This window comes from Duganella sp. Dugasp78, assembly GCF_059491455.1.
Window position 1 is genome coordinate 6566232 of sequence record NZ_CP168506.1, and the last position, 22160, is coordinate 6588391.

The 22160-nt window shown below is 63.5% G+C and carries 20 protein-coding genes; 13 read left to right on the forward strand and 7 right to left on the reverse strand.

Annotated elements, in window-relative coordinates; all coding sequences use genetic code 11:
- Window positions 1-79: 79 nt before the first annotated feature.
- Complete coding sequence (locus ACEN9O_RS29125) at window positions 80-271, reverse strand: DUF1289 domain-containing protein (RefSeq protein WP_495615264.1); 192 nt, start codon at window positions 269-271, stop codon at window positions 80-82.
- A complete protein-coding gene (locus ACEN9O_RS29130; RefSeq protein ID WP_495615265.1) occupies window positions 268-825 on the reverse strand; it encodes a DUF1415 domain-containing protein in 558 nt (185 codons plus the stop codon). Before ACEN9O_RS29130 ends, ACEN9O_RS29125 begins: the two co-directional genes overlap by 4 nt.
- Before the next feature lie 226 nt (window positions 826-1051).
- On the opposite strand from ACEN9O_RS29130, the gene ACEN9O_RS29135 reads away from it, so the two are divergent.
- Complete coding sequence (locus ACEN9O_RS29135) at window positions 1052-2437, forward strand: transglycosylase SLT domain-containing protein (RefSeq protein WP_495615266.1); 1386 nt, start codon at window positions 1052-1054, stop codon at window positions 2435-2437.
- Window positions 2438-2635: 198 nt separating this feature from the next.
- The gene (gene fabI / locus ACEN9O_RS29140) at window positions 2636-3427 is read left to right on the forward strand and encodes an enoyl-ACP reductase FabI (protein WP_332855625.1); all 792 of its coding nucleotides are present in this window, start codon (window positions 2636-2638) and stop codon (window positions 3425-3427) included.
- Between the two features lie 49 nt (window positions 3428-3476).
- Here the strand turns inward: fabI and ACEN9O_RS29145 are convergent, their stop codons facing one another.
- On the reverse strand, window positions 3477-3893 hold the full coding sequence (locus tag ACEN9O_RS29145; protein WP_495615267.1) for a hypothetical protein: 417 nt from the start codon (window positions 3891-3893) through the stop codon (window positions 3477-3479).
- A 371-nt stretch (window positions 3894-4264) separates the two neighbouring features.
- On the opposite strand from ACEN9O_RS29145, the gene ACEN9O_RS29150 reads away from it, so the two are divergent.
- Entirely contained in the window at window positions 4265-5668 is a 1404-nt protein-coding gene (locus ACEN9O_RS29150; RefSeq protein ID WP_495615268.1) for a DEAD/DEAH box helicase, read from the forward strand.
- 65 nt (window positions 5669-5733) lie between these two features.
- On the opposite strand, the gene ACEN9O_RS29155 is transcribed toward ACEN9O_RS29150, so the two are convergent.
- Window positions 5734-8166 carry a glycoside hydrolase family 95 protein gene (locus tag ACEN9O_RS29155; RefSeq protein WP_495615269.1) on the reverse strand — a complete coding sequence of 811 codons (2433 nt, stop codon included), beginning with the start codon at window positions 8164-8166 and terminating at the stop codon, window positions 5734-5736.
- A 261-nt stretch (window positions 8167-8427) separates the two neighbouring features.
- Between ACEN9O_RS29155 and ACEN9O_RS29160 the strand changes: the two genes are divergently transcribed.
- Window positions 8428-9348 (forward strand): restriction endonuclease, encoded by a 921-nt coding sequence (locus ACEN9O_RS29160; RefSeq protein WP_495615270.1) that lies wholly within the window; start codon window positions 8428-8430, stop codon window positions 9346-9348.
- Between the two features lies 1 nt (window position 9349).
- Here the strand turns inward: ACEN9O_RS29160 and ACEN9O_RS29165 are convergent, their stop codons facing one another.
- The 3 genes from ACEN9O_RS29165 to ACEN9O_RS29175 are packed head-to-tail and all read right to left on the reverse strand — an operon-like array spanning window position 9350 to window position 10313.
- Entirely contained in the window at window positions 9350-9604 is a 255-nt protein-coding gene (locus tag ACEN9O_RS29165) for a DUF2442 domain-containing protein (RefSeq protein WP_495615271.1), read from the reverse strand.
- Window positions 9605-9609: 5 nt separating this feature from the next.
- Window positions 9610-9870 carry a DUF4160 domain-containing protein gene (locus ACEN9O_RS29170; RefSeq protein ID WP_495615272.1) on the reverse strand — a complete coding sequence of 87 codons (261 nt, stop codon included), beginning with the start codon at window positions 9868-9870 and terminating at the stop codon, window positions 9610-9612.
- A 50-nt stretch (window positions 9871-9920) separates the two neighbouring features.
- Window positions 9921-10313: a helix-turn-helix domain-containing protein gene (locus tag ACEN9O_RS29175; RefSeq protein WP_495615273.1), complete on the reverse strand. Its 393-nt coding sequence runs from the start codon at window positions 10311-10313 to the stop codon at window positions 9921-9923.
- 73 nt (window positions 10314-10386) lie between these two features.
- Between ACEN9O_RS29175 and ACEN9O_RS29180 the strand changes: the two genes are divergently transcribed.
- The 9 genes from ACEN9O_RS29180 to ACEN9O_RS29220 all read left to right on the forward strand — a co-directional run bounded on the left by ACEN9O_RS29180 (window position 10387) and on the right by ACEN9O_RS29220 (window position 22132).
- Window positions 10387-11193: a class I SAM-dependent methyltransferase gene (locus tag ACEN9O_RS29180; protein ID WP_495615274.1), complete on the forward strand. Its 807-nt coding sequence runs from the start codon at window positions 10387-10389 to the stop codon at window positions 11191-11193.
- A gap of 47 nt (window positions 11194-11240) precedes the next feature.
- Window positions 11241-11792, forward strand: a complete 552-nt coding sequence (locus ACEN9O_RS29185; RefSeq protein WP_495615275.1) for an RNA polymerase sigma factor — start codon at window positions 11241-11243, stop codon at window positions 11790-11792.
- An 18-nt stretch (window positions 11793-11810) separates the two neighbouring features.
- Window positions 11811-12122 (forward strand): hypothetical protein, encoded by a 312-nt coding sequence (locus ACEN9O_RS29190; RefSeq protein ID WP_495615276.1) that lies wholly within the window; start codon window positions 11811-11813, stop codon window positions 12120-12122.
- Window positions 12115-13365, forward strand: coding sequence for an MFS transporter (locus ACEN9O_RS29195; protein ID WP_495615277.1), 1251 nt, complete (start codon window positions 12115-12117; stop codon window positions 13363-13365). Before ACEN9O_RS29190 ends, ACEN9O_RS29195 begins: the two co-directional genes overlap by 8 nt.
- Before the next feature lie 114 nt (window positions 13366-13479).
- On the forward strand, window positions 13480-13671 hold the full coding sequence (locus tag ACEN9O_RS29200) for a hypothetical protein (protein WP_495615278.1): 192 nt from the start codon (window positions 13480-13482) through the stop codon (window positions 13669-13671).
- A gap of 155 nt (window positions 13672-13826) precedes the next feature.
- Window positions 13827-14792 (forward strand): LysR family transcriptional regulator, encoded by a 966-nt coding sequence (locus tag ACEN9O_RS29205; protein ID WP_495615279.1) that lies wholly within the window; start codon window positions 13827-13829, stop codon window positions 14790-14792.
- A gap of 65 nt (window positions 14793-14857) precedes the next feature.
- A complete protein-coding gene (locus tag ACEN9O_RS29210) occupies window positions 14858-16825 on the forward strand; it encodes a glycoside hydrolase family 97 protein (protein WP_495615280.1) in 1968 nt (655 codons plus the stop codon).
- 158 nt (window positions 16826-16983) lie between these two features.
- Complete coding sequence (locus ACEN9O_RS29215; protein ID WP_495615281.1) at window positions 16984-18993, forward strand: glucosidase family protein; 2010 nt, start codon at window positions 16984-16986, stop codon at window positions 18991-18993.
- A gap of 124 nt (window positions 18994-19117) precedes the next feature.
- Window positions 19118-22132 carry a TonB-dependent receptor gene (locus tag ACEN9O_RS29220; RefSeq protein WP_495615282.1) on the forward strand — a complete coding sequence of 1005 codons (3015 nt, stop codon included), beginning with the start codon at window positions 19118-19120 and terminating at the stop codon, window positions 22130-22132.
- Window positions 22133-22160: the final 28 nt, after the last annotated feature.

Here is a 22160-nt window from a genome sequence, read left to right on the forward strand (position 1 = left end):
ATCGCCGTCATTCCCGCGCAGGCGGGAATCCATACTCAGCATGGATCCCCGCCTGCGCGGGGACGACCCTTGCGGCGGCTCAAGTATTGCGGCGCGGATAACCCTGCGCCAGGATGCGCTGCCACACCAGTTCCTTCTGCTCGGCGCTCATCGACACCCAGTGCGCCACCTCGACCACCGACCTGCCGCAGCCGCGGCAGATCTCGTCGAAGGTGGTCGAGCACACCGCCACGCAGGGCGTGTCCGGCCGGAGCGGCAGGTTGGCCATCATTTCACCTTCATCAGCTTATCCCAGCCGTCGTGGCCCAGGGCGCGCAGCGTCTCGATGTTCTTCTCGAAGATCTCGCCCGCTTCCGGGAAGGCCGCCACCGCGCGCTCCACGCTGTCCTCGCGCAGCAGGTGCAGCGTCGGGTAGGGCGAGCGGTTGGTGTAGTTCTCGATATCGTTCTTGTGGGTGTCGGCGAACTGGTAGTCCGGATGGAAGCTGGCCACCTGCAGGATGCCGTCCAGGTCCATCTCTTCCAGCGCGGCGTCGGCCACGTCCAGGAACTCGTTGTAGTCCTCGAAATCGGCCAGCACGTTGGGATGGATGATCATCGTCGTGTCGACCTTTTCCGGATCGGTCTCGGCCAGGTACTCCAGCTCCGCCATCAGCTTTTCCAGCAGCTCTTCCGGCGTGGTCGCCTCGCAGACCACGTAGCGGACCTGCTGCTTGACCTGCACGGCCTTGGCGAACGGGCACAGGTTCAGGCCGATGACGGCCTGGTCCACCCAGTTGACGGTCTCGGCGATGACGGCGTCGTGATCGATGGCGGGCTTACTCATAGTTCAATTCCTTGTTGACTGCTCAAAAGCAGAATTGTACGCATTCTTGGCGGGAACTCATACTTCAGCCATTTTGCAGCGATCTCCGCCTTATTTACATAGAATTATTGCGCAAAAGAATTAGTCATCGACCTGACATATTTCTTGACTCGCTACCCCGACCTTCGTACACTCCACGTTTATTCATGGTCCGCTCGATGTTACTCGTCGACAACAATGGAAAACTATGCAAGCACGTATTTCTAAATCCGCCGCCTTGGCGACCCTGCTGGCCCTGATGGCGCCGGCGATCAGCCAGGCCTACGATGAAGCGCCGGGCCTGCCGCCGGCGGCACCGCTGCCGCTGTCCGCCCTGCCCAAATCTCCCGCCCTCGATGTCTCCTCCCTGAAAGTCAACAAACCGGCCAAGGCAGCCGAGGACGATGCTTTCCGCGAAAAAGACGTCTGGGGCCGCATCCGCAGCGGCTACGCCATTCCGGATATCAGTAACGACCTGGTGGCCAAGCACGTCAACTGGTACGCCGCCCGTCCCGACTACATCAGCCGCACCACGGCGCGCGCCTCGCGCTACCTGTTCCACGTCGTCACCGAGCTGGAAAAGCGCGGCATGCCGACCGAGCTGGCGCTGCTGCCCTTCATCGAATCGGCGTTCAACCCGCAGGCCCTGTCCAGCGCCAACGCCGCCGGCATGTGGCAGTTCGTGCCGGGCACCGGCCGCGACTTCAACCTCAAGCAGGACGCCTTCAAGGACGAGCGGCGCGGCATCCTGGCCTCGACCGACGCCGCGCTGAGCTATCTGCAGCGCCTGTACGACATGTTCGGCGACTGGCAACTGGCGCTGGCCGCCTACAACTGGGGCGAAGGCTCGGTGCAGAAGGCCATCAAGCGCAACCAGGCCGCCGGCAAGCCGACCGACTTCGAAAGCCTGGCCGAGCTGATGCCGGCCGAGACCCGCAACTACGTGCCCAAGCTGCAGGCGGTGAAGAACATCATCGCCAATCCGGCCCAGTACGGCCTGAACCTGCCGGCCATCGACAACACGCCCTACTTCACCGCGGTCGACAAGACCAGCGACATCGACCTGACCATCGCCGCCCACCTGGCCGAGCTGTCGGTCGACGAGTTCAAGGCGCTGAACCCGCAGTTCAAGCGCCCGGTCATCACCGGCGACGAGCAGACCAAGATCCTGCTGCCCAAGGAAAACGCCGACAAGTTCCACCTGAACCTGGCGCAATGGGGCAAGGAGCTGTCGACCTGGACCACGCACAAGATCACCACCGCGCGCGAAAGCATCAGCACGCTGGCCTCGCGCTTCCACACCACGCCGGAAGTCATCCGCCAGGCCAACAACATCCCGCAGAAGACGCTGCTGAAGGCCGGCTCCACCATCCTGGTGCCGAAGATCTCGACCTCGGCCAGCGTCGACATTTCGCCTGAGGTGGAGCGCAACGCCACCGTCGCCTTCGAGGCCGAGCGCGAGCGCACCACCAGCAAGGCCGGCTACAAACTGGCCAGGGGCGGCAAGGCTTCCAGGTCCAGCCCGGTGGCGCTGGTCAAGGCCCACGTCTCGCGCGACGCCGTCAAGGGCAAACACCGCAAAAACCGCGACTGACGCCCGCCCGGCCCCGGTTTGAGCGCAGGCCGCCGGGGCTGAGGCAGCGATCAAAGGTTGCAGTCGCGGCCCACTCGCCCTACAATCTTGGTCTTGCAGCGGCCGGCAACGCGCCCCTCACACAAACAACAACCCCACTGACGTCGCCAGCCAGCCCTCCAGGGCGAGCCACGGCACGCAGTTGCAATCGGAGTCACTATGGCGTTCTTGCAAGGCAAAAAAATCCTCATCACTGGTTTGCTGTCGAACCGTTCCATCGCTTACGGTATCGCCAAGGCCTGCCATCGCGAAGGTGCCGAACTGGCGTTCACCTACGTCGGCGAACGCTTCAAGGACCGCATCACCGAGTTCGCCGCAGAATTCGACAGCAAGCTGGTCTACGACTGCGACGTCGGCAGCGACGAGCAGATCGCCGCGCTGTTCGCCGACCTGGGCCAGAGCTGGTCGCAGCTGGACGGCCTGGTGCACGCGATCGGCTTCGCGCCGCGCGAAGCGATTGCCGGCGAGTTCCTGGACGGCCTGACCCGCGAGAACTTCCGCATCGCCCACGACATCTCGGCCTACAGCTTCCCGGCCATGGCCAAGGCCGCGCTGCCGCTGCTGAAGGAAGGCTCGTCGCTGCTGACCCTGTCGTACCTGGGCGCGGTGCGCGCCATCCCCTACTACAACACCATGGGCCTGGCCAAGGCCTCGCTGGAAGCGTCGGTACGCTACCTGGCGGAAAACCTGGGCAAGCTGGGCATCCGCGCCAACGGCATCTCGGCCGGCCCGATCAAGACCTTGGCCGCGTCCGGCATCAAGGACTTCGGCAAGCTGCTGGGCTTTGCCTCGTCGCACGCGCCGCTGCGCCGCAACGTCACCATTGAAGAAGTGGGCAACACCGCCGCCTTCATGCTGTCCGACCTGGCCTCCGGCATCACCGGCGAGATCACCTACGTCGACGGCGGCTTCTCGCACGTCATGGGCCTGAACGCGGAAGACTACACCTGATCCGCATCCGCCCCACCCCAGCAAAACGCCCTGCATGCAGGGCGTTTTTTCATTGGGGCACGGGCGGATTGGCGATCACCGCGTCGACCTTGGCCACAAAGGCTTGCGCGCCGCTGGGACGGCCGCTGATATCGCCCAGCAGCCTGCCCTGCCTGAACACATACTGCATCGGCACGCCGTACACCGGCATCAGTTTGCCAAAGTCGGGGATCTGGCGCCACGGCGACCACTGCACGCGCACAAACGCCAGCGCCGGCTGGTGCGGCGCGGCAGCGGCCTGGTCGAAGATCTTGTCGGCGCCGATGCAGTAGCCGCAGCCCGTATCGGGCGAGGTCAGTTGCACCACCACATATTCGTGCCCGGCGACAAACGCCGCCAGCTGCGCGGGCTTCAATTCCTCCACCGGCGCCGCCACCGCCTGCGCCGCCGCGCACAGGATCGCCATCCAACCCCATCGAATTTGCATCGTCCGCTCCAGTCAAATACACAAAGTTAGCACACAAATAACTGCGGCACTGCACAATAGCCCGGGATTGACCTATACAGACCAGCGTAACTGCTGTATAGTGTCGCCTGTGCGCTGCAGTGAGCGCGTTGCAACAAAAGCAGCGCCGATTGATCAGCCAAGTATTACTAGCAGCTTCGCAAGCCTTAGCGCATCACCCTGATGTCGCTTATAAAGCCCTCCCGCCTTTGGTGTCGCACCTGACACCGTCCCGGCGCAAAGCTTTTGTGCCGAAATTTCTTTCGATTTTGATTGAGTCATTTCGTTTTGGTAGGCGTAGCTATTTCGCGTTCAGCTTTTGCATGAACGCCGGTTTTTTACGAAAGAACAGCATGACATTTGAAGCACTTGGTCTCAACACGTCCATCATCAAAGCCCTGACCGACGCCGGCTACACCGCGCCGACCCCGGTACAGCAGCAGGCTATCCCTGCGGCGATCGCAGGCAAGGACTTGTTGGTATCCTCGCAAACCGGTTCCGGCAAGACTGCAGCGTTCATGCTGCCGTCGCTGCACCGTTTGTCCGAGATCGACCCGGCAGCCGCCGGCAAGACTCCGAATCAAGAAATGCAAGCCGCCCGCGCCCGCGGCGAGCGCCCACGTTTCAAAGCTGCACAGCCAAAGATGCTGGTGTTGACCCCGACCCGCGAACTGGCCCTGCAAGTGACCACCAATACCGACAAGTACAGCGTCAACCTGCGCCGCATCAAGGCCGTGTCGATCCTGGGCGGTATGCCTTACCCAAAACAGATGCAACTGCTGGCCAAGAATCCTGAGATTCTGGTGGCAACCCCGGGCCGTCTGATCGACCACATGGAATCGGGCAAGATCGATTTCTCGCAGCTGGAAATCCTGGTGCTGGACGAAGCCGACCGCATGCTGGACATGGGTTTCATCGACGACATCGAAAAGATCGTCGACGCCACCCCGTCGACCCGCCAGACCATGCTGTTCTCGGCCACGCTGGACGGCGTCGTCGGCAACATGGCGCGCCGCATCACCAAGGATCCGCAGATCATCCAGATCCTCAGCGCCGCCAACAAGCACGAGAACATCACCCAGCGCGTGCACTTCGTCGACGACCTGTCGCACAAGAACCGCCTGCTGGACCACCTGCTGCGCGACGACTCGCTGGACCAGGCCGTGGTCTTCACCGCCACCAAGCGTGACGCCGACACCATCGCCGACCGCCTGAACATCGCCGGCTTCTCGGCCGCCGCACTGCATGGCGACATGCACCAGGGCGCCCGCAACCGCACGCTCGACAGCCTGCGCCGTGGCCAGGTCAAGATCCTGATCGCCACCGACGTCGCAGCCCGCGGCATCGACGTGCCGACCATCACCCACGTGTTCAACTACGACCTGCCGAAGTTCCCTGAAGACTACGTGCACCGCATCGGCCGTACCGGCCGCGCCGGCCGCAACGGTCTGGCGATCTCGCTGGTGAACCACGCCGAAGGCATGAACGTCAAGCGTATCGAGCGCTTCACCAAGCAGCTGATTCCGGTCAACGTCATCGAAGGCTACGAGCCGAAGAAGACCGCGTCGGCATCGCGTTCGTCGCCGCGTCCAGGCGGCTGGAAGCCGGGCGACAACCGCGGCGGCGCCAAGCCATCGGGCCAGCGCACGTTCAGCAAGCCAGGCGCACCGCGCAAGGAAGGCAGCACCGGCGGCGGCTACAAGGGCAGCAACCCACGCAGCAGCGACGGCGCACGCCGCAGCTACGGCGACCGTTAATCGCTAGTCCGCTGAACTGAAAAGCCCCCGCTGGGGGCTTTTTTGCGTTTGGGCCGGCTGGAACTTCAGAACGTCATGCGCAGACGCCCTTCGGCGTTGAGCACGATAGCGATCTTGCGATCCCCGTAGACCAAGGTGACCGCCTGTCCAGGCTTGCCGCGCACTTGCAGCTGGCGCAATTTACCCTGGGCCCAGTCCAGATCCAGTTCCAGGCCGCCGCGCGCACGCACGCCATGCAGGAAACCCTCCGGCCATGCCCGCGGCAGCGCGGGAAGCAAACGAACTTCTCCGCCCCAGGATTGCACCAGCATTTCCAGGATCGCCGCGGTGCCGCCAAAGTTGCCGTCGATTTGGAAGGGCGGATGCGCATCGAACATATTGGGATACGTCCGCTCCGGCCCCAGCAGCCCCGTCAAAATCGTATAGGCACGCTCGGCCTCGCCCATGCGGGTCCACAGCGCAAGCCGCCACGCCGTGGCCCAGCCGGTGGACCGGTCGCCGCGTGTGTTCAACGTGACTTTGGCGGCCGCCACCAGTTCAGGGGTGTCGCGTATGTTGATCTGCTCGCTTGGGTAGACGCCATACAAATGGGAGACATGGCGGTGCTGTTGTTCCGGCGCCGAGGCATCCCAGTCGTCCAGCCATTCCTGCAGTTGGCCCTTCGCGCCAACGCGGTCTTCAGGCAGCCGGCGGCGCTTCGCATTCAGCTCGGATATGAAGTCGCTATCGCTTTCCTTCAACAGCGCATGCGCCTTGATCGTCCAGCCGAACAGATCGCGCACAATCTGGCGGTCCATGGTGGGCCCAGCGCAAATGGCGACGCCCGCATGATGTTGATTTTCCGGCGAAATAGACGGCGAGGTAATCAGTCCCCTGCCCTTCGGATCTTCCACCATCGCGTCGACAAAGAACAGCGAGGCGCCCTTCAAGAGCGGATAGATGCGCCGCAGGTAAGCCGGCTCCGGATTGTATTCGTAATGATCCCATAGCGTCTGGCACAACCAGGCACCGCCGCAGGGCCACATGCCCCACAAGGCGCCATCAATCGGCGCAGTGGCGCGCCAAAGGTCGGTATTGTGGTGAGCCATCCAGCCGCGCGCGCCATAAGCCTTGGTGGCAGTCAGCGCCCCGGTGACCGCCAGGTCCTCGACCATGCGAAGCAGAGGTTCAACGCATTCGGCCAGGTTGGCCGATTGCGCCGGCCAGTAGTTCATCTCGGTGTTAATGTTAATCGTGTACTTACTGCCCCACGGGGGATTGACGCCCTCGTTCCACATCCCCTGCAAGTTCGCGGGCTGGCTTCCCGGCCTCGATGCCGACAACAGCAGGTAGCGGCCGTACTGGACGTAAAGCGCGGCAAGCCCTGGATCCGGTTGCGCCTCGGACTGCGCGACGCGCACATTGGTTGGGCGGGGATCGGCGGTGCCAGAGCCCAACCTTAGCGACAGGCGACGAAAACGTCCCTGGTGTTCGTGCAGGTGGCGTGCGCGCAGATCGGCATACGAGCGGCGTGCGGCAGCCTCGGTTTGCTGGCGCACCGCCCGCACCGGATCGCCGCTGACATCCGCGTAGTTGACGTAACTAGTGGCGGCAGCGATCACCAGTGTCACCACCTTCGCATCACGTACTTCGATACCATCTTCGCGGACGTTGATGGTGCCGTCGCCCAGAGCCCGCACTCTAACCGCATAGCGCAAGGCCGGCGCGATCCCCGCGTAACCGATATTCCGCCCTTCGATCAGCAGCGCGTCCTGGCCATCCTTGCGTACCAGGAGATCGGAAGGACGCCGGTCCTTGTGCAGCGATTCGCGGTGATCCCAGGGGATCTGCCTGGCAGCGCCGGCCGTCTTGACGCCGGCGTAATCCGTCTCGCCATAACTGGCTTCCATCGGATGCCGGTAACCGAGGTCGAAGTTCATCAAGCCGCCGGAGGCGGTGAGCCGCACGACGATCACCTGGTCAGGAGCGCTGGCGAATACTTCACGCTTGTATTGGACCGCGCCATTCGCAAAACGTACAGAGGAGATTGCGGTGTCGAGATCCAGCCAGCGTCGAAATGCTTCGCCACCCGACAGGCCCTTGAAGTCCAGGAACAAATCGCCAGCGGCCCCGTAAGGCATCTGTACGCTTGGAGTCGCCATCATGGACGCTGAAATCAGCTCTTGCGCCTCACGGTACTTGCCTTGGTCGATTAGCGCGCGCACCTGCGGCAAAGCGCGTAGCGCGTCCGCATTGTTGGGCTCATACGGACCGCCCGCGAACAAGGTGTCCTCGTTCAGCTGGATACGCTCTTGCGCAACGCGACCGAAACACATGGCGCCGAGCCGGCCATTGCCCACGGGAAGAGCCTCCACCCAAGGACCGGCACCGTTCTCGTACCATAAGGACAGGCTTTCCGCGTCGCCGCGGGAGATCGCTTTGACGGTGGCGTGGGCCAAGCCAGGAAAGGCCGTTGCCAGCCCTGCGGAAATCATAAATTTTCGGCGCGTCGTTTTCATGTCTCGTCTATAAAGTCGTTTTGCCCATTGTGACTTTAGAAATGCAGCCACTCAATTATGGAATTGACTAAACCGAAAACAATATTCTTCAACGAATGCCATTCCGGCCAAGCAGCAAGACAAGACGCCTGAGTCTTTCCTATTCGCTGATAGTCAAGCGTATCGAACGCTTCACCAGACAGCTGATCCGGCATTGGCGCGACGCACCCGGAAAATTTGATCCAAAATACTCATACCTTGAGCTCCAACTAGGTCGTAGCCATGAAAACAGCCAGGCAACATGTCCAGTCAATTATCTCTCCCTCAGCTATGCGCCTGGAATTGCCGTGGTGGAGGTGGAACCTCGAAGATGAGGATGAAGTTAAATGCGCTTACTGTGGCAGCGGCACAGACGACTACTATGATCCTGACTTATGGGATGTCCCATTCTCAGAATTCGAATCGGCTCACAGTCTAATGACTCACGCCCCGGAATTTCTAGGAGCGCCTGTAGGCAGTCCGCAAACGGAACTCAGCGGCGAGATTTGCGAGCGAAAGATCTGCCTTCACATCTGCCCCGAATGTGGTTGGTGGATCGCAGAAGACAGAGCGGTGTTAGCGGCCCAACAATGGCAGTATTGGGTCGTAACCCTAGCATCAATGTCCGCCCTACAAGATTTGGACCTCACAGATATCGCTGCACCAGTTCGGGAAGTGCGCCAGTATCTGAGGCAGAAGTTTGATGCAAGGACTACGATGCACCCTAGATTGCTGGAATTAACTGTAGCAAGCGTCTTCAGTGATTTTGGCCGTCAGGTAGTTGCAACAGCATACACAAACGACGGAGGAATTGATGCTGTCTTGGAAGACGCTACAGGTAACCGCGTAGGTATTCAGGTCAAAAGGCAAAAAAATACAGTAGAAGTCGAGCAAATCAGGGCATTCTTGGGAGCCTTGTTTTTAGGGGGCTATACGCGTGGAGTGTTTGTGTCCACATCGCGCTTCAGCAAAGGCGCGGTCAAAGCTGCACAACAAAGTACGGAAACAGTCATGCCTGTCAATCTAGTGGATGCAAATCGATTCTTCGATATGCTTCGCTACGCTCAACTAGCCCACACTCCGGGGCCGGCCGACTGCCACATTAGCAGAAGTAGTCCCCTGAAATTTCACCTGCAAGATCACTACCACCTGAACTCGCTTTAGCTCAGGACAATATCCAGCAACCCTTACCCTGAATCTCGTCGTGCATAGCGTCCGGCGCCAGGTCAAGGTCCCCTGGCCAAGTAACGACACCATCCACTACGGTCACTTGACCGAACAGTGCATGGTCACGCAGATGGGCAAAGACTCCTCGAAAAGCGGACGGCTTAAATTCGACGACACCCTCAACTCCATCCTGAAACCGCACCCAGAAAGTATGCTCATCCTGCAGTTTCAAATCGACGACATCCCAATCCATACTTGTTACTCCAATGGCGATATTGGATTAGGAGCCTGCATAGCTTCACATAGACGCCAATTTTCCAATAATTCATCTTGATGCAAATCGGTCCAGTCCAACACCAAACCGAGCGCCCTGGGAGGCAATCGGCCACCCATCAGCTCCTGCTTCCGAATATCGATAGTGGCTTTGAATTCACCATACTTCACGTGGAAATGCGGCGGAAGGTGATCACAAAAAAACATTTGGATCACAAGGCCGTAAAAGATGCTGATCGTAGGCATAGCTGACCGCTCCAACGTATGAAGTCAAAATCAGTATAGCAAAAGCCTGCCTACTTCCTGGCCGTAATCCGCAAGATCCGCCGGAAGGTGGGGCATTCCATATGGCTGGCGGCCTTGCACACGGCCGCGTGCCGCAGGCCGTCGCGCATGGTGGTGAGTTTCTTGATGGTGCGGTCCAGATCGTCCGCCTTGGCCGTCAGCAGGTGGCGGTCGATGCGCAGGTCGCCGTCGGCGCCGAACATGCCCGCGATCTCGTCGAGCGTAAAGCCGGACGCGCGGCCCAACGCGATCAGCGCCAGCCGCTCGACCACGCCGGCGTCGAACACCCGGCGCAAGCCACGCCTGCCAATCGGCGAGATCAAGCCCTTTTCCTCGTAAAATCGCAGCGTGGAGGCGGGCATGCCCGATATCCGCGCCACTTCGGCTATGTCCAGACTCGCCATCGCTTGACCTCAAGTTGACTTGAAGTGGCACAGTAGCACCTTCACTTTTTGAACACAAGCGAGAGGACATATCATGGACGCATCACTATGGAACGGCGCCGCCGGCAACACCTGGGTCGCCGCGCAAGACATGCTCGACCGGATGTACCAGCCCATCGAGGACTTGATCGTGCAGGCCATCCCCAGCGACGCCCGCCGGGTACTGGACGTCGGCTGCGGCACCGGCAGCATGGTCCATGCCATCGCCCGCCAGCTGGGCCCGGACGGCCACTGCACCGGCATCGACGTCTCCGCGCCGATGCTGACCGCCGCAGCAGCCAGAGGCCAACAGTCCACCATCAGCTACATCCTCGACGACGCGCAAACGCACGTCTTCGAATCCGCCACCTTCGACGCCATCGTCTCCCGCTTCGGCCTGATGTTCTTCGACGATCCCGTGGCCGCGTTCAGCAACCTGCGGCAAGCGGCGCGCGAAGGTGCGAGCCTGCATGCAATCGTCTGGCGCAGCCCCGAAGACAATCCCTTCATGACCGCCGCCGAACGCAGCGCGGCCCACCTGCTGCCCGGCCTGCCGCCGCGCCGTCCCGACGAGCCCGGTCAGTTCGGCCTGGCCAACCGGCAGCGCCTGCATGCCATCCTTGAACAAGGCGGCTGGCGCGCCATCGGCATCGAGCCGCTGGACATCGCTTGCGCCTTCCCCGAAAAACAGCTATACCAGTACCTGACCCAGCTGGGCCCGGTAGGCCGCGCGCTGCAAACGGCGGACGACCACACCCGCCAGCAAGTGGCGCAAGCCGTGCGCGCGGGCTTCGAGCCCTATGTGCATGGCGACGAGGTCCGCTTCACGGCCGCCTGCTGGAACGTGCGCGCACAAAAATAAGTTCCAATTTGACACAATATGCTCAGTCATGAGCCGTCTACAGAGCCATGACACCACCGAATTCAACCACCGAACAGGATATCGCTGCCACCGTACTGCGGGAGCGGTCGCGTCTCGGGAATTTCATCCGGCGCCGCGTCAGCGATCCCACCGATGCGGACGACATCCTGCAGGATGTCTTCCACGAATTCGTCCAGGCCTACCGCCTGCCGGAGCCGATCGAGCAAGTCAGCGCCTGGCTGTTCCGGGTGGCGCGCAACCGCATCATCGACCGCTTCCGCAAGAAGAAGGAAGTGCGGCTCGACGACATGGCCGGCGAGGACGGCGAGGATTGCCGCCTCGACCTGCTGCTGCCCTCGTCCGACGGCAGCCCGGAGGACGCCTACGCGCGCTCCGTGCTGCTGGCCGAACTGCAGACGGCGCTGGAAGAATTGCCGGCCAACCAGCGCGACGTCTTCATCGCCCATGAGCTGGATGGCGCCAGCTTCAAAGAAATGGCCGCGCAAAGCGGCTTGTCCATCAACACCCTGTTGGCCCGCAAGCGCTACGCGGTCCTGTACCTGCGCACGCGCCTGCAAACCCTGTACGACAATGAATGAAAGAAAGGAGTAACTGAAATGAAAAGGAAACTGATGTTCCTGCCACTGATCCTCGTGGGGGTGGCCGCGCTGGCCTGGGTCGTGATGATGTTATGGAACGCCGTCATGCCCGGCGTTTTCGCCGGCAGCATGCAAATCGACTACTGGCGCGCGCTAGGCTTGCTGGTACTATGTCGAATTCTGTTCGGCGGTTTCCGCGGACGCCACGGCGGCCATTACGGCCGCGAACGCTGGCAGCGCTGGCAGGCAATGACGCCGGAAGAGCGCGCACAATTCCACAAAGACCGCGGCGCCTATTGCCGCCCCAACAAAGAACAAATACATGACTAAACCCACACCGACGCCGTTCAGCGGCTATCAGAAAACCGTGGTGGCGATGCTGGCCTTCCTGCAATTCGCCGTCATCCTCGATTTCATGCTGATGTCGCCGCTCGGCGCCGTCATCATGCCGGCCCTGAGCATCGGCCCCAAACAGTTCGGCCTGATCGTCTCGGCCTACGCCTTCAGCGCCGGCGCGTCCGGCCTGCTCACGGCCGGCTTTGCCGACCGCTTCGACCGCAAGAAGCTGCTGCTGTTCTTCTACACCGGCTTCATCCTGGGCACGCTGTGGTGCGGCATGGCGCAAAGCTTTGAATCGCTGCTGGCCGCGCGCATCGTCACCGGCCTGTTCGGCGGCGTGATCGGCTCCGTCGTGCTGGCCATCGCCACCGACCTGTTCGAGCCGCAGCAGCGCGGCCGCGTCATGGGCCTGATCCAGACCGCGTTCGCCGCCAGCCAGGTGCTGGGCATCCCGGCCGGCATCTACCTGTCGAGCCAGTGGAACTGGCACATCCCCTTTATCGCCATGGCGGCCTTCGGCCTGACCGGCGGCCTGCTGGTGGCGTGGAAGCTGCAACCGGTCGACGCCCACCTCGGCAAGCCGCAGGAGCACAGCGCCTGGATGCACCTGTTCCACACCGTCACCGAGCGGCGCTACCTGCTGGCCTTCGCCACCACCGCGCTGCTGACCACCGGCGGCTTCATGCTGATGCCGTTCAGCAGCGCCTATGTGGTCAACAATCTCGGCATCGACCTGGCCCACCTGCCGACGGTCTACCTGGTCACCGGCCTGTGCACCATCTTCATCGGCCCGCTGATCGGCAAGCTGGCCGACGCGGTCGGCAAGTTCCGCGTGTTCACGTTCGGCACCACGCTGACCATCACCATGGTGCTGATCTACACCCACCTGGGCGTGACCTCGCTGCCGGTGCTTATCGTCGTCAACACGGTGCTGTTCATCGGCATCTTCTCGCGCATGATTCCGTTCCAGGCCATGATGTCGATGGTGCCGGCACAGACCCAGCGCGGCTCGTTCAACGCCATCAGCGCCTCGATCCAGCAGCTGTCGGGCGGCGTGGCGTCGGTGCTGGCCGGCCACATCGTTACGCAGAGCGCGACCGGCCAGCTGCAGCATTTCGACGTGGTGGGCTTTGTCGTGGTCGGCACCTCGCTGGTCGGCCTGACGCTGCTGTGGCGCCTGAACCGCAATGCGGCGGCCAACGCGATGCCGCAGGCAGCCGCCATGACAAAATAGCCCCAAAACTGAAAATATCTCAACATAGTTGCCACATGGAATTATTTTGAGCATATAATTGCGCTGAGACACACTCCCCAACCAACCTTGAACCATTCGAAAGGGAATCAGCGCATGAACGCAAGGAATATGGACGCAGCCTGCTTACGCGCACTGCGCCGCCGCGGACACTCGGACGCCAGCATCACCGCCATGAGTCCGGAGGAAGCATTTTGTGAATACTGTGCCTACCACGGCATCATGAACCTGCTGCCGGCGACCTTGCAGATGCTGGACAGATTACGCGGCGAACCGCCGGCGCATTAAACAAGCCACTCCGCGGCAATGCGAAACGGCCCGGTCGGATTCCCGACCGGGCCGTTTCGCATTATGCCGATTTAGATATCAAACGCCTCGATTGCATCATTGGTTGGCTATGGCTCCGCCCCTTATAATTTTTTCATAATGACAAGGGAGACGCCATGAACGCACCTAATCCAAACTGGTTCCTGCGCGCACGCCTGAAAACCCGCCAGCTGCTCTTGCTGATCGCGCTCGACGACGAAGGCACGCTGATGCGCGCGGCCGAAGTCCTGTGCATGACGCAGCCGGCCGCCTCCAAGCAGCTCAAGGAGCTGGAGGACATGCTCGGCATCGCGCTGTTCGAGCGCCTGCCGCGCGGCATGGAACCCACCATCTACGGCGAGAGCATGATACGCCACGCGCGCATGGCGCTCACCAGCCTGGCGCGCGCGCACGAGGACATCGTCGCGCTGCGCTCCGGCCTGGCCGGCCAGGTCGACGTCGGCAGCATCATGACGCCGGCCATGCGGCTGCTGCCCTGCGCCATCACGCGCGTCAAGAAAATGGCGCCGCTGCTGCGCATCGGCGTGCAAGTCGAATCGAGCGTGGTGCTGCTCGATCGCCTGCAACGCGGCACCTTCGATTTCCTGCTGGCGCGCATGATCGGCCTGCCCGACAGCGCCGACCTGCAATACGAGGAACTGGCCGCCGAACCGGTGGTGGTGGTGGCGCGCACCGGCCACCCGCTGGCCACGCGCGCGCGGCTCACGCTGCACGAGCTGGCGTGCGCGCCGTGGATCATGCCGCCGCCCGGCAGCATCCTGCGCCAGCGCTTCGACCAGCAATTCCACAACGCCGGCCTGGAACCGCCGGGCGACGTGGTCGACACCAGCGAAATCGTGCTGATCACCAGCATGCTGCAAATGAGCGACGCGCTCAACGTGATGTCGGCCGACGTCGCGCTGCGCTACCAGGAACTGGGCCTGCTGACGGTGCTGCCGATCGAACTGGCGTGCCAGATGGACCCCTTCGGCATCATCCGCCGGCGCGACCGCCTGCTGTCGCCGGGCGCCGAGCTGCTGCTGCAGGCGATACGACGCCAGGCGTCGACCAGCCTTGCCGTATTGGATATGGCAAGCGCATAAAAGGTGAATGGACTGCTATCGCCCCGCGCGCTTAGCATGCCAAAAATACCTATGTGGAGACTGCCTTGAAACACCTATCCTTCGCGCGCCGCCTGGCGAGCGCGCTGTTCCTGATCGCGCCGCTGGCCAGCCAGGCCACCAACCTGCTGGAGCTGAGCTCACCAGACCGCCAACTGCGCGTCACCATCGACACCGGCGCGCAGCTCACGCTGGCGGTCACCCACCGCGACACCCAGCTGGTGCTGCCCACCACCATCGGCCTTAAACTGAGCGGCATCGGCACCCTGGGCGACCATCCGCGCCTGACCGGGCAGCAGCGCACCAGCATCGATACCACGGTGCGGCCCGTGGTGGCGCAGAAGTCGCGCCACGTGCGCGACCACTACAACGGCCTGCGGCTGGACTTCGACGGTGGCTACGCGCTGGAGGTGCGTGCCTACGACGAAGGCATCGCCTACCGATTTCGTACCGAGCTACCCGGCCAGGTGACGGTGGAGGACGAACTGGCGGGCGTCCATGTGCGGCCGCAGGACACGCTGTACTGGCCGCAGGAGAAGTCCATGCAGTCGCATAATGAGCACTACTACCAGCCGCTGGCCGTCGGCGAGGCGGCCGGAAAACTGATCGGCGTGCCGGCGCTGGTGCGTAGCGGCGGCGCCCACCTGGTGCTGACCGAATCCGGCCTGCGCGACTATCCCGGCATGTACCTGCACGGCGAGGCGGACGGCCTGCGCGCCATCTTCCCGAAGGTGGCGCTGGCCGAGACCGCGCGCGACGACCGCAACGTGCCGGTGACGCAGGAAGCGCCCTACATCGCGCGCACCGCCGGCACGCGCGCCTACCCGTGGCGCATCCTGGGCGTCGCCGCCGACGCCGGCGGCCTGCTGCTGAACCAGATGCCCTACCTGCTGGCCGACGCCCAGGAGTTGAAGCAGACCGACTGGATCAAGCCCGGCAAGGTGGCGTGGGACTGGTACAACGCCAACCACCTGTACAACGTGCCGTTCAAGTCTGGCATCGACACCCGCACCTATCGCCACTACATCGACTTCGCGGCGGAGAACGGCCTCGAATACATCATCATGGACGAAGGCTGGTATGAGCTGGGCGACCTGCTGGCGGTCAAGCCGGCGATCGACATGCCGGCGCTGATGGCGCATGCGAAGGAGCGCGGCGTCGGCATCATTCTGTGGGTCTCGTGGAAAACGCTGGACACCCAGATGACGGCGGCGCTGGACCAGTTCGCGCGCTGGGGCGCGGCCGGCATCAAGGTCGACTTCATGCAGCGCGCCGACCAGTGGATGGTCAACTACTACGAGCGCGTGGCGCGCGAGGCAGCGGCGCGCAAGCTGCTGGTGGACTTCCACGGCAGCTTCAAGCCCAGCGGCCTGCAGCGCACCTGGCCGAACGTGCTCACCTTCGAAGGCGTGAAGGGACTGGAAAACGACAAGTGGACCGACAAGCAAACCCCAGAGCACGACGTCACCATCCCCTTCATCCGCATGTTCGCCGGACCGATGGACTACACCCCCGGCGCCATGAGCAACGCCCACCGCAAGGACTTCGTGGCCAGCTTCGACCGCCCCATGAGCCAAGGCACGCGCGCGCACCAGCTGGCGATGTACGTGGTCTATGAAAGCCCCTTGCAGATGCTGGCCGACAGCCCGTCTCAGTACCGCGCCAATCCGTCCTCGCTGGACTTCATCCGCCAGGTGCCGGTCGAATGGGACGAGAGCCGCGTGCTGCACGCCGAATTGGGCCGCTACGTGGCGATGGCGCGCCGCCACGGCGACACCTGGTACGTGGGCGCCATGACCGGCGCCGACGGCCGTGAACTGGCGCTCGACCTGTCCTTCCTGGGCGAAGGCAGCTACCAGATAAGCAGCATGGAGGATGGCCCGAACGCGGCGATCTTCGCCACCGACGTGCAGACCGGCAGCGCCAGCGTAAGCCGCACCAGCCGCCTCACCATGCGCCTGGCGCCAGGCGGCGGCTGGGCCGCCATCATCCGCCCCGTCAAAACTGCGCAATAAGCACACCTCGCCCCCGTCATTCCCGCGAAAGCGGGAATCCATGCGCCGCCTCCAATTATGCGACCTATGGATTCCCGCCTGCGCGGGAATGACGAAATCTATGGATTCCCGCCTGCGCGGGAATGACGAAATCTCGGAATTCCCATAAGGAGAACGACATGCACATAACATTACGCGCCCTGGCCACCGCGCTGCTGGCGGCCAGCCTTGCACAAGCAGCGCCACCGGCCTTCACACCGCGCTGGCAGATCGACGGCAACGCGATCCGCTGGCAAGTCGCCGACACCCATCGCGACCAGCTGGAGATGAGCGGCCGCCAGGTATCGGCGGTGATCGACTACGGCAGCCAGCCTGACGGCACGCTGCTGTTGTCGCGCACCGTGGTGTGGCCGATGCTGCGCACCATCCCTGACGACACCCACGCCAGCCTGATACGCAAGTTCGGCCCCGAGGCCTCGCCCACCATCACGATCGACGGCACCCCCGCCACCGCCGAGCGCCTGCAACAAGTGCGCTTCGACGGTCGCCTCGATCTCCAATCCCAGCTGGCGCCGGGCCTGCTGCTGATCCGCACGCTGACGCCGTCGCCGGACGAGCCGGCGCTGGTGGAGCGGCTGGAGCTGGTCAACAACGGCAAGGCAGCACGGCGCTACAGCTTCGCCGCGCTGGACCACAGCGAGACCACGCCCGCCGACAAAGGCACGCACGGCGCCTACGTGATCGCCGTGCAGTCGGCCGCGCGCGAAGGCACGCTGGCGCCGGGCGCGCGCGTGCATGTCGACGTAATCATCAGCGGCCGGCTGCAAAACGAAATGGTGTACGTGGACGGCGACGAAGCCTTGCAGGCGCGGGCGCGCAAGGTGGCGCAGTGGCGCGGTGACCTTGTGCTGGAAACGCCGGACCCCGTGCTCGACGCCATGTTCGCCTTCTCCAAAGTGCGCGCCGCCGAAAGCGTGTTTGCCACGCGCGGCGGCCTGCTGCACGGACCGGGCGGCACCCGCTACTACGCCGCCATCTGGGCCAACGACCAGGCGGAATACGTCAATCCCTTCTTCCCCTACCTGGGCGACCGCGCCGCCGTGCAGAGCGCGATCATCAGCTTCGGCCTGTTCGCGCGCTACATGAATCCCGAATACAAGCCGCTGCCCTCCTCCATCATCGCCGAGGGCCGCGGCTACTGGAACGGCGCCGGCGACCGTGGCGACTGCGCCATGATCTCCTACGGCGCCAGCCAGTTCGCGCTGGCGCAGGGCGATGCGGGCACCGCGCGCCAGCTGCTGCCCTTGATCGATTGGTGCCTGGAATTCACCCGCCGCCAGCGCGACGCCGAAGGCATTGTCCATTCCGACAGCGATGAACTGGAAGGCCGCTTCCCATCCGGCAAAGCCAACCTGTCGACCAACGTGCTGGCCTACGGCGGCCTGACCGGCGCCGCACGCCTGAACGCAGCGCTGGGCGACCAGCAGCGCGCCACCGCGCTACAGCAGGAGGCGCGGGAACAGCGCGCCGCCATCGAACGCTACTTCGGCGCCAGCATGGGCGGCTTCGACACCTACCGCTACTACGCCGGCAACGACAAGCTACGCGCGTGGATCGCGCTGCCGCTGGCGCTCGGCATCACGGAACGCCAGCGCGGCACCATCGATGCGCTGCTGTCGCCGCAGCTATGGTCGGAAAACGGCGTGCTCACCGAGGCCGGCGACAAGACCTTCTGGGACCGCGCCACGCTGTATGCGCTGCGCGGCCTGCTGAAGGCGGGCGAACTGGAACGCACCATGCCTTACCTGCGCTACTACTCCGGCCGCCGCCTGTTGGGTGAACACGTGCCGTACGCGGTGGAGGCCTGGCCGGAAGGCCAGCAACGCCACCTGTCGGCCGAAAGCGGCCTGTATGCGCGGGTGATGACGGAAGGCCTGTTCGGTATCGAGGCCACAGGCTTGCGCAGCTTCAGCTTCGCGCCGCGCCTGCCCAAGGGCTGGCCGCGCATGGCCTTGCGGCGCATACGCGCATTCGGCGCGGGCGACCAGGGCGCAGGGCTCGATCTGATCACCACACGCCTTCGACCTGGCCAGCCGGCGCAACGCGTGCTGGTGCGCCTGAACGGCAAGACCGTGCTGGATCAGGCCTGGGACGGCAAGGCGCCATTGCAGGTCACGCTCCCCAATTAATGTATATCGTTTTCAGCAATGGTAGTCGCTAAAGATTCATTAGATTGCCATCCCCGCCTTGCCTAGTATGTCTCCGTCGGCTGCCTGCGGCAGCCGGCCATCATAAAAACAACCAGGAGACATCATGAAGAACCCCACTCACCGCGCCCGGATGACGCTTGTCGCCCACGCCCTCGCGCTGGCATTCGGCGGCGCGCTTTTGTCAGGCGGCGTGCTCGCACCGGCCTACGCGCAATCGAACGCCACCGGCTCCATCTACGGGCAGGTAGCCAACGCCAACGGCACCAGCATCGTGCTGGAGAATATCGCCAACGGCGCGCGCCGCACCGTCCATCCCGACGCCAGCGGACGCTATCAGGCCACCTCCATGCAGCCCGGCACCTACAAGGTCATGCTGATGCGCGGCGGCGAAGTCGAACGCACGCTGGAAGTGGAAGCCTTGATCGGCCAAGGCGTCGAAGCCTCGTTCGAGGCCGTACAGTCGGTCACCGTCACCAGCCGGCGCCGCAGCATCGACGTCAGCAACACCAACAACGGCGCCGTGTTCACCGCCCGCGAACTGGATGCGCTGCCGGTGGCGCAAAGCCTGTCGGGCATCATCCAGCTGGCGCCAGGCACCTCGCGCGGCAATCCGCGCATCGGCGGCGACAGCTTCGGCGGCGCCGGCGTGACGGAGAACTCGTACTACATCAACGGCTTCCCGGTCACCAATGTGTACAAGCAGATCGGCTCGACCACCCTGCCGTTCTTCGCCATCGCGCAAGCGCAGATCCTGCAAGGCGGCTATAGCGCGGAATTCGGCCGCTCCACCGGCGGCGTGGTCAACATCACCACCAAGAGCGGCACCAACCGCTGGGAAGCCGGCGCGGTGCTGCAGTACACGCCCAACAAGCTGCGCGCCAAGCCGGAGGACACCTACTATCCGCAGACCGGCGCCAATCCCGCCACCGACGGCAAGCTGCTGACCTACCGCGGCGCCAACTCCGCCAACGACGTCTTCGGCAGCGCCTACGTGGGTGGCCCGCTGATCAAGGACAAGCTGTTCGTGTTCGCCAACGTGGAGCAGGACCGCTTCACCACCGGCTACATCAGCAAGGATTCAGATTCGACCAACAAGACCAACGGCTGGACCGAGCGCGAAAGCCGCACGCCACGCTACCTGGTCAAGCTCGATTACAACATCAACGACGACCACCGCCTCGAATTCACCCAGATCCACGACGAGACCAAAAAGACGCAGCAAAACTACGGCTTCAGCTACGCCACGCTACAGCGCAACAACGTGCGCGCCGACGGCGTGACGGGCGACGGCGCCATCACCAACGACTCGATCCTGAAATACACCGGCTTCCTGACCGACCGCCTGACCGTGACGGCGCTGGCTGGCCGCTTCAAATCGACCTATCCGCAAAGCGTCGAGGGCTACGTGCCGGGCGTGTTCCAGGTCAGCGCACCGGCGCGCGCGCAGGTGCCGGGGCTGAGCTACACCAACCCGCAGCCCATAGGCGGCACCATGCAGGTGGAGAACGCGGAGGACAAGCAATCGACACTGCGCCTGGACGTCGAGTACAAGCTGGGCGACCACGCGCTGCGCGCCGGCATCGACCACAACAACGTCTCCTCCATCAACGGCTCCTCGCTGGCGGGCGGCGGTACCTGGTACTACTCGCGCTCGTCCAATCCGAATGCGGCGGTGCCGGGCGGACGCTCGCCGGCATCCGGCGGCGGCTACGGCACGCAGGGCTACTACGTGGACGAATACCACCAGAGCGATTCGGCCGCGCCGAAGACCGACCAGAGCGCGCAGTACCTGCAGGACCGCTGGCAGATCACCGACACGCTGCTGCTGGACCTGGGCCTGCGCAACGAGCAGTTCACCAACAAGAACAGCTTCGGCGTGCCATATGCCGAGCAGCGCCACATGCTGGCGCCACGCCTGGGCGCGGCCTGGGACGTGCACGGCGACAGCAGCATGAAGCTGTTCGCCAACGCCGGCCGCTACCACCTGCAGATCCCCACCAGCGTGGCGCTGCGCCTGGCGGGCAACCCGGTGCACATCGACCACTACTTCACCTACACCGGCGTCGATCCCAAGACCGGCGTGCCGACCGGCCTGACCGAGATCAGCCCGCCCTTCTCCGCCGGTAACGAGTATGGCCAGGCCAAGGATCCGCACCAGGTGGCGGCCAGCAACCTGGGCGCCACCTACCAGGACGAACTGGCGCTGGGCTTCGAGGCGGCGCTGACGCCGGCCTACACCGCCGGGACCAAGTTCACCTATCGCACGCTGCGCAACACCATCGAAGACTGGTGCGACCAGCGTCCGGTGGATGCCTGGGCGCGCCGCAACAACGTCGACGCCAGCAAATACACCATGCCCTGCCTGCTGGTCAATCCAGGCCGCGGCAACACGCTGGAGCTGGACCTGCGCGGCGACGGCAAGCTGGTGACGGTGCCGCTGACGGCCGCGGACATGGGCCTGCCCAAGGTGGAACGCATCTACACGGCGCTGGACTTCTTCGTCGAACACCCGCTGCGCAACGGCTGGTACGGCAAGCTCAATTACACGTGGTCGCGCAGCCGGGGCAATATGGAAGGCCAGGTGGCATCGGACATCGGCCAGGCCGACATCGCCGCCACCACCGCCTTCGATTATCCGGAACTGATGGACGGCGCGAATGGCCTGCTGCCCAACAACCACACGCATGTGCTCAAGGCGTATGGCTACTACGACCTGACGCCGGAATGGCGCGTGGGCGCCAACCTCAACATCGCCACCGGCGCGCCCAAGTCCTGCATCGGCAACCTGCCCAAGGCGCTCAACGTCAACAACAACCCGGCAGGCTGGTATGGCGCCGCGACCTTCTATTGCGACGAGAAGCTGACGCCGCGCGGTTCGGTCGGCACGCTGCCGACCGACGTCCGGCTGGCGTTGAATGCGACCTACATGCCGCGCTGGCTCAAGGGCCTGACCCTGAAGGCCGACGTGTTCAACCTGTTGAACAAGCAGACCGACCTGGCCACGCAGCCGGTCTACAACTCGGGCGCGGACACGATCAGTCCGTACTACAACCAGGTGCTGGGCCGTTCGCCTGAGCGGCAGGTGCGCTTCACGGCGGAGTACAACTACAAGTTCTGACCGTAGCCACGAAAAAAAACCACCCGCA

Excerpts from the sequence above, each read along its gene's own strand:
- ACEN9O_RS29135 (WP_495615266.1), top strand. The coding sequence starts at position 1,052 with ATGCAAGCACGTATTTCTAAATCCGCCGCCTTGGCGACCCTGCTGGCC.
- ACEN9O_RS29145 (WP_495615267.1), bottom strand. The coding sequence starts at position 3,893 with ATGCAAATTCGATGGGGTTGGATGGCGATCCTGTGCGCGGCGGCGCAG.
- ACEN9O_RS29150 (WP_495615268.1), top strand. The coding sequence starts at position 4,265 with ATGACATTTGAAGCACTTGGTCTCAACACGTCCATCATCAAAGCCCTG.
- ACEN9O_RS29170 (WP_495615272.1), bottom strand. The coding sequence starts at position 9,870 with ATGCCTACGATCAGCATCTTTTACGGCCTTGTGATCCAAATGTTTTTT.
- ACEN9O_RS29130 (WP_495615265.1), bottom strand. The coding sequence starts at position 825 with ATGAGTAAGCCCGCCATCGATCACGACGCCGTCATCGCCGAGACCGTC.
- ACEN9O_RS29155 (WP_495615269.1), bottom strand. The coding sequence starts at position 8,166 with ATGAAAACGACGCGCCGAAAATTTATGATTTCCGCAGGGCTGGCAACG.
- ACEN9O_RS29195 (WP_495615277.1), top strand. The coding sequence starts at position 12,115 with ATGACTAAACCCACACCGACGCCGTTCAGCGGCTATCAGAAAACCGTG.
- ACEN9O_RS29180 (WP_495615274.1), top strand. The coding sequence starts at position 10,387 with ATGGACGCATCACTATGGAACGGCGCCGCCGGCAACACCTGGGTCGCC.
- ACEN9O_RS29220 (WP_495615282.1), top strand. The coding sequence starts at position 19,118 with ATGAAGAACCCCACTCACCGCGCCCGGATGACGCTTGTCGCCCACGCC.
- fabI (WP_332855625.1), top strand. The coding sequence starts at position 2,636 with ATGGCGTTCTTGCAAGGCAAAAAAATCCTCATCACTGGTTTGCTGTCG.
- ACEN9O_RS29200 (WP_495615278.1), top strand. The coding sequence starts at position 13,480 with ATGAACGCAAGGAATATGGACGCAGCCTGCTTACGCGCACTGCGCCGC.
- ACEN9O_RS29160 (WP_495615270.1), top strand. The coding sequence starts at position 8,428 with ATGAAAACAGCCAGGCAACATGTCCAGTCAATTATCTCTCCCTCAGCT.
- ACEN9O_RS29185 (WP_495615275.1), top strand. The coding sequence starts at position 11,241 with ATGACACCACCGAATTCAACCACCGAACAGGATATCGCTGCCACCGTA.
- ACEN9O_RS29175 (WP_495615273.1), bottom strand. The coding sequence starts at position 10,313 with ATGGCGAGTCTGGACATAGCCGAAGTGGCGCGGATATCGGGCATGCCC.
- ACEN9O_RS29190 (WP_495615276.1), top strand. The coding sequence starts at position 11,811 with ATGAAAAGGAAACTGATGTTCCTGCCACTGATCCTCGTGGGGGTGGCC.
- ACEN9O_RS29165 (WP_495615271.1), bottom strand. The coding sequence starts at position 9,604 with ATGGATTGGGATGTCGTCGATTTGAAACTGCAGGATGAGCATACTTTC.
- ACEN9O_RS29215 (WP_495615281.1), top strand. The coding sequence starts at position 16,984 with ATGCACATAACATTACGCGCCCTGGCCACCGCGCTGCTGGCGGCCAGC.
- ACEN9O_RS29205 (WP_495615279.1), top strand. The coding sequence starts at position 13,827 with ATGAACGCACCTAATCCAAACTGGTTCCTGCGCGCACGCCTGAAAACC.
- ACEN9O_RS29125 (WP_495615264.1), bottom strand. The coding sequence starts at position 271 with ATGATGGCCAACCTGCCGCTCCGGCCGGACACGCCCTGCGTGGCGGTG.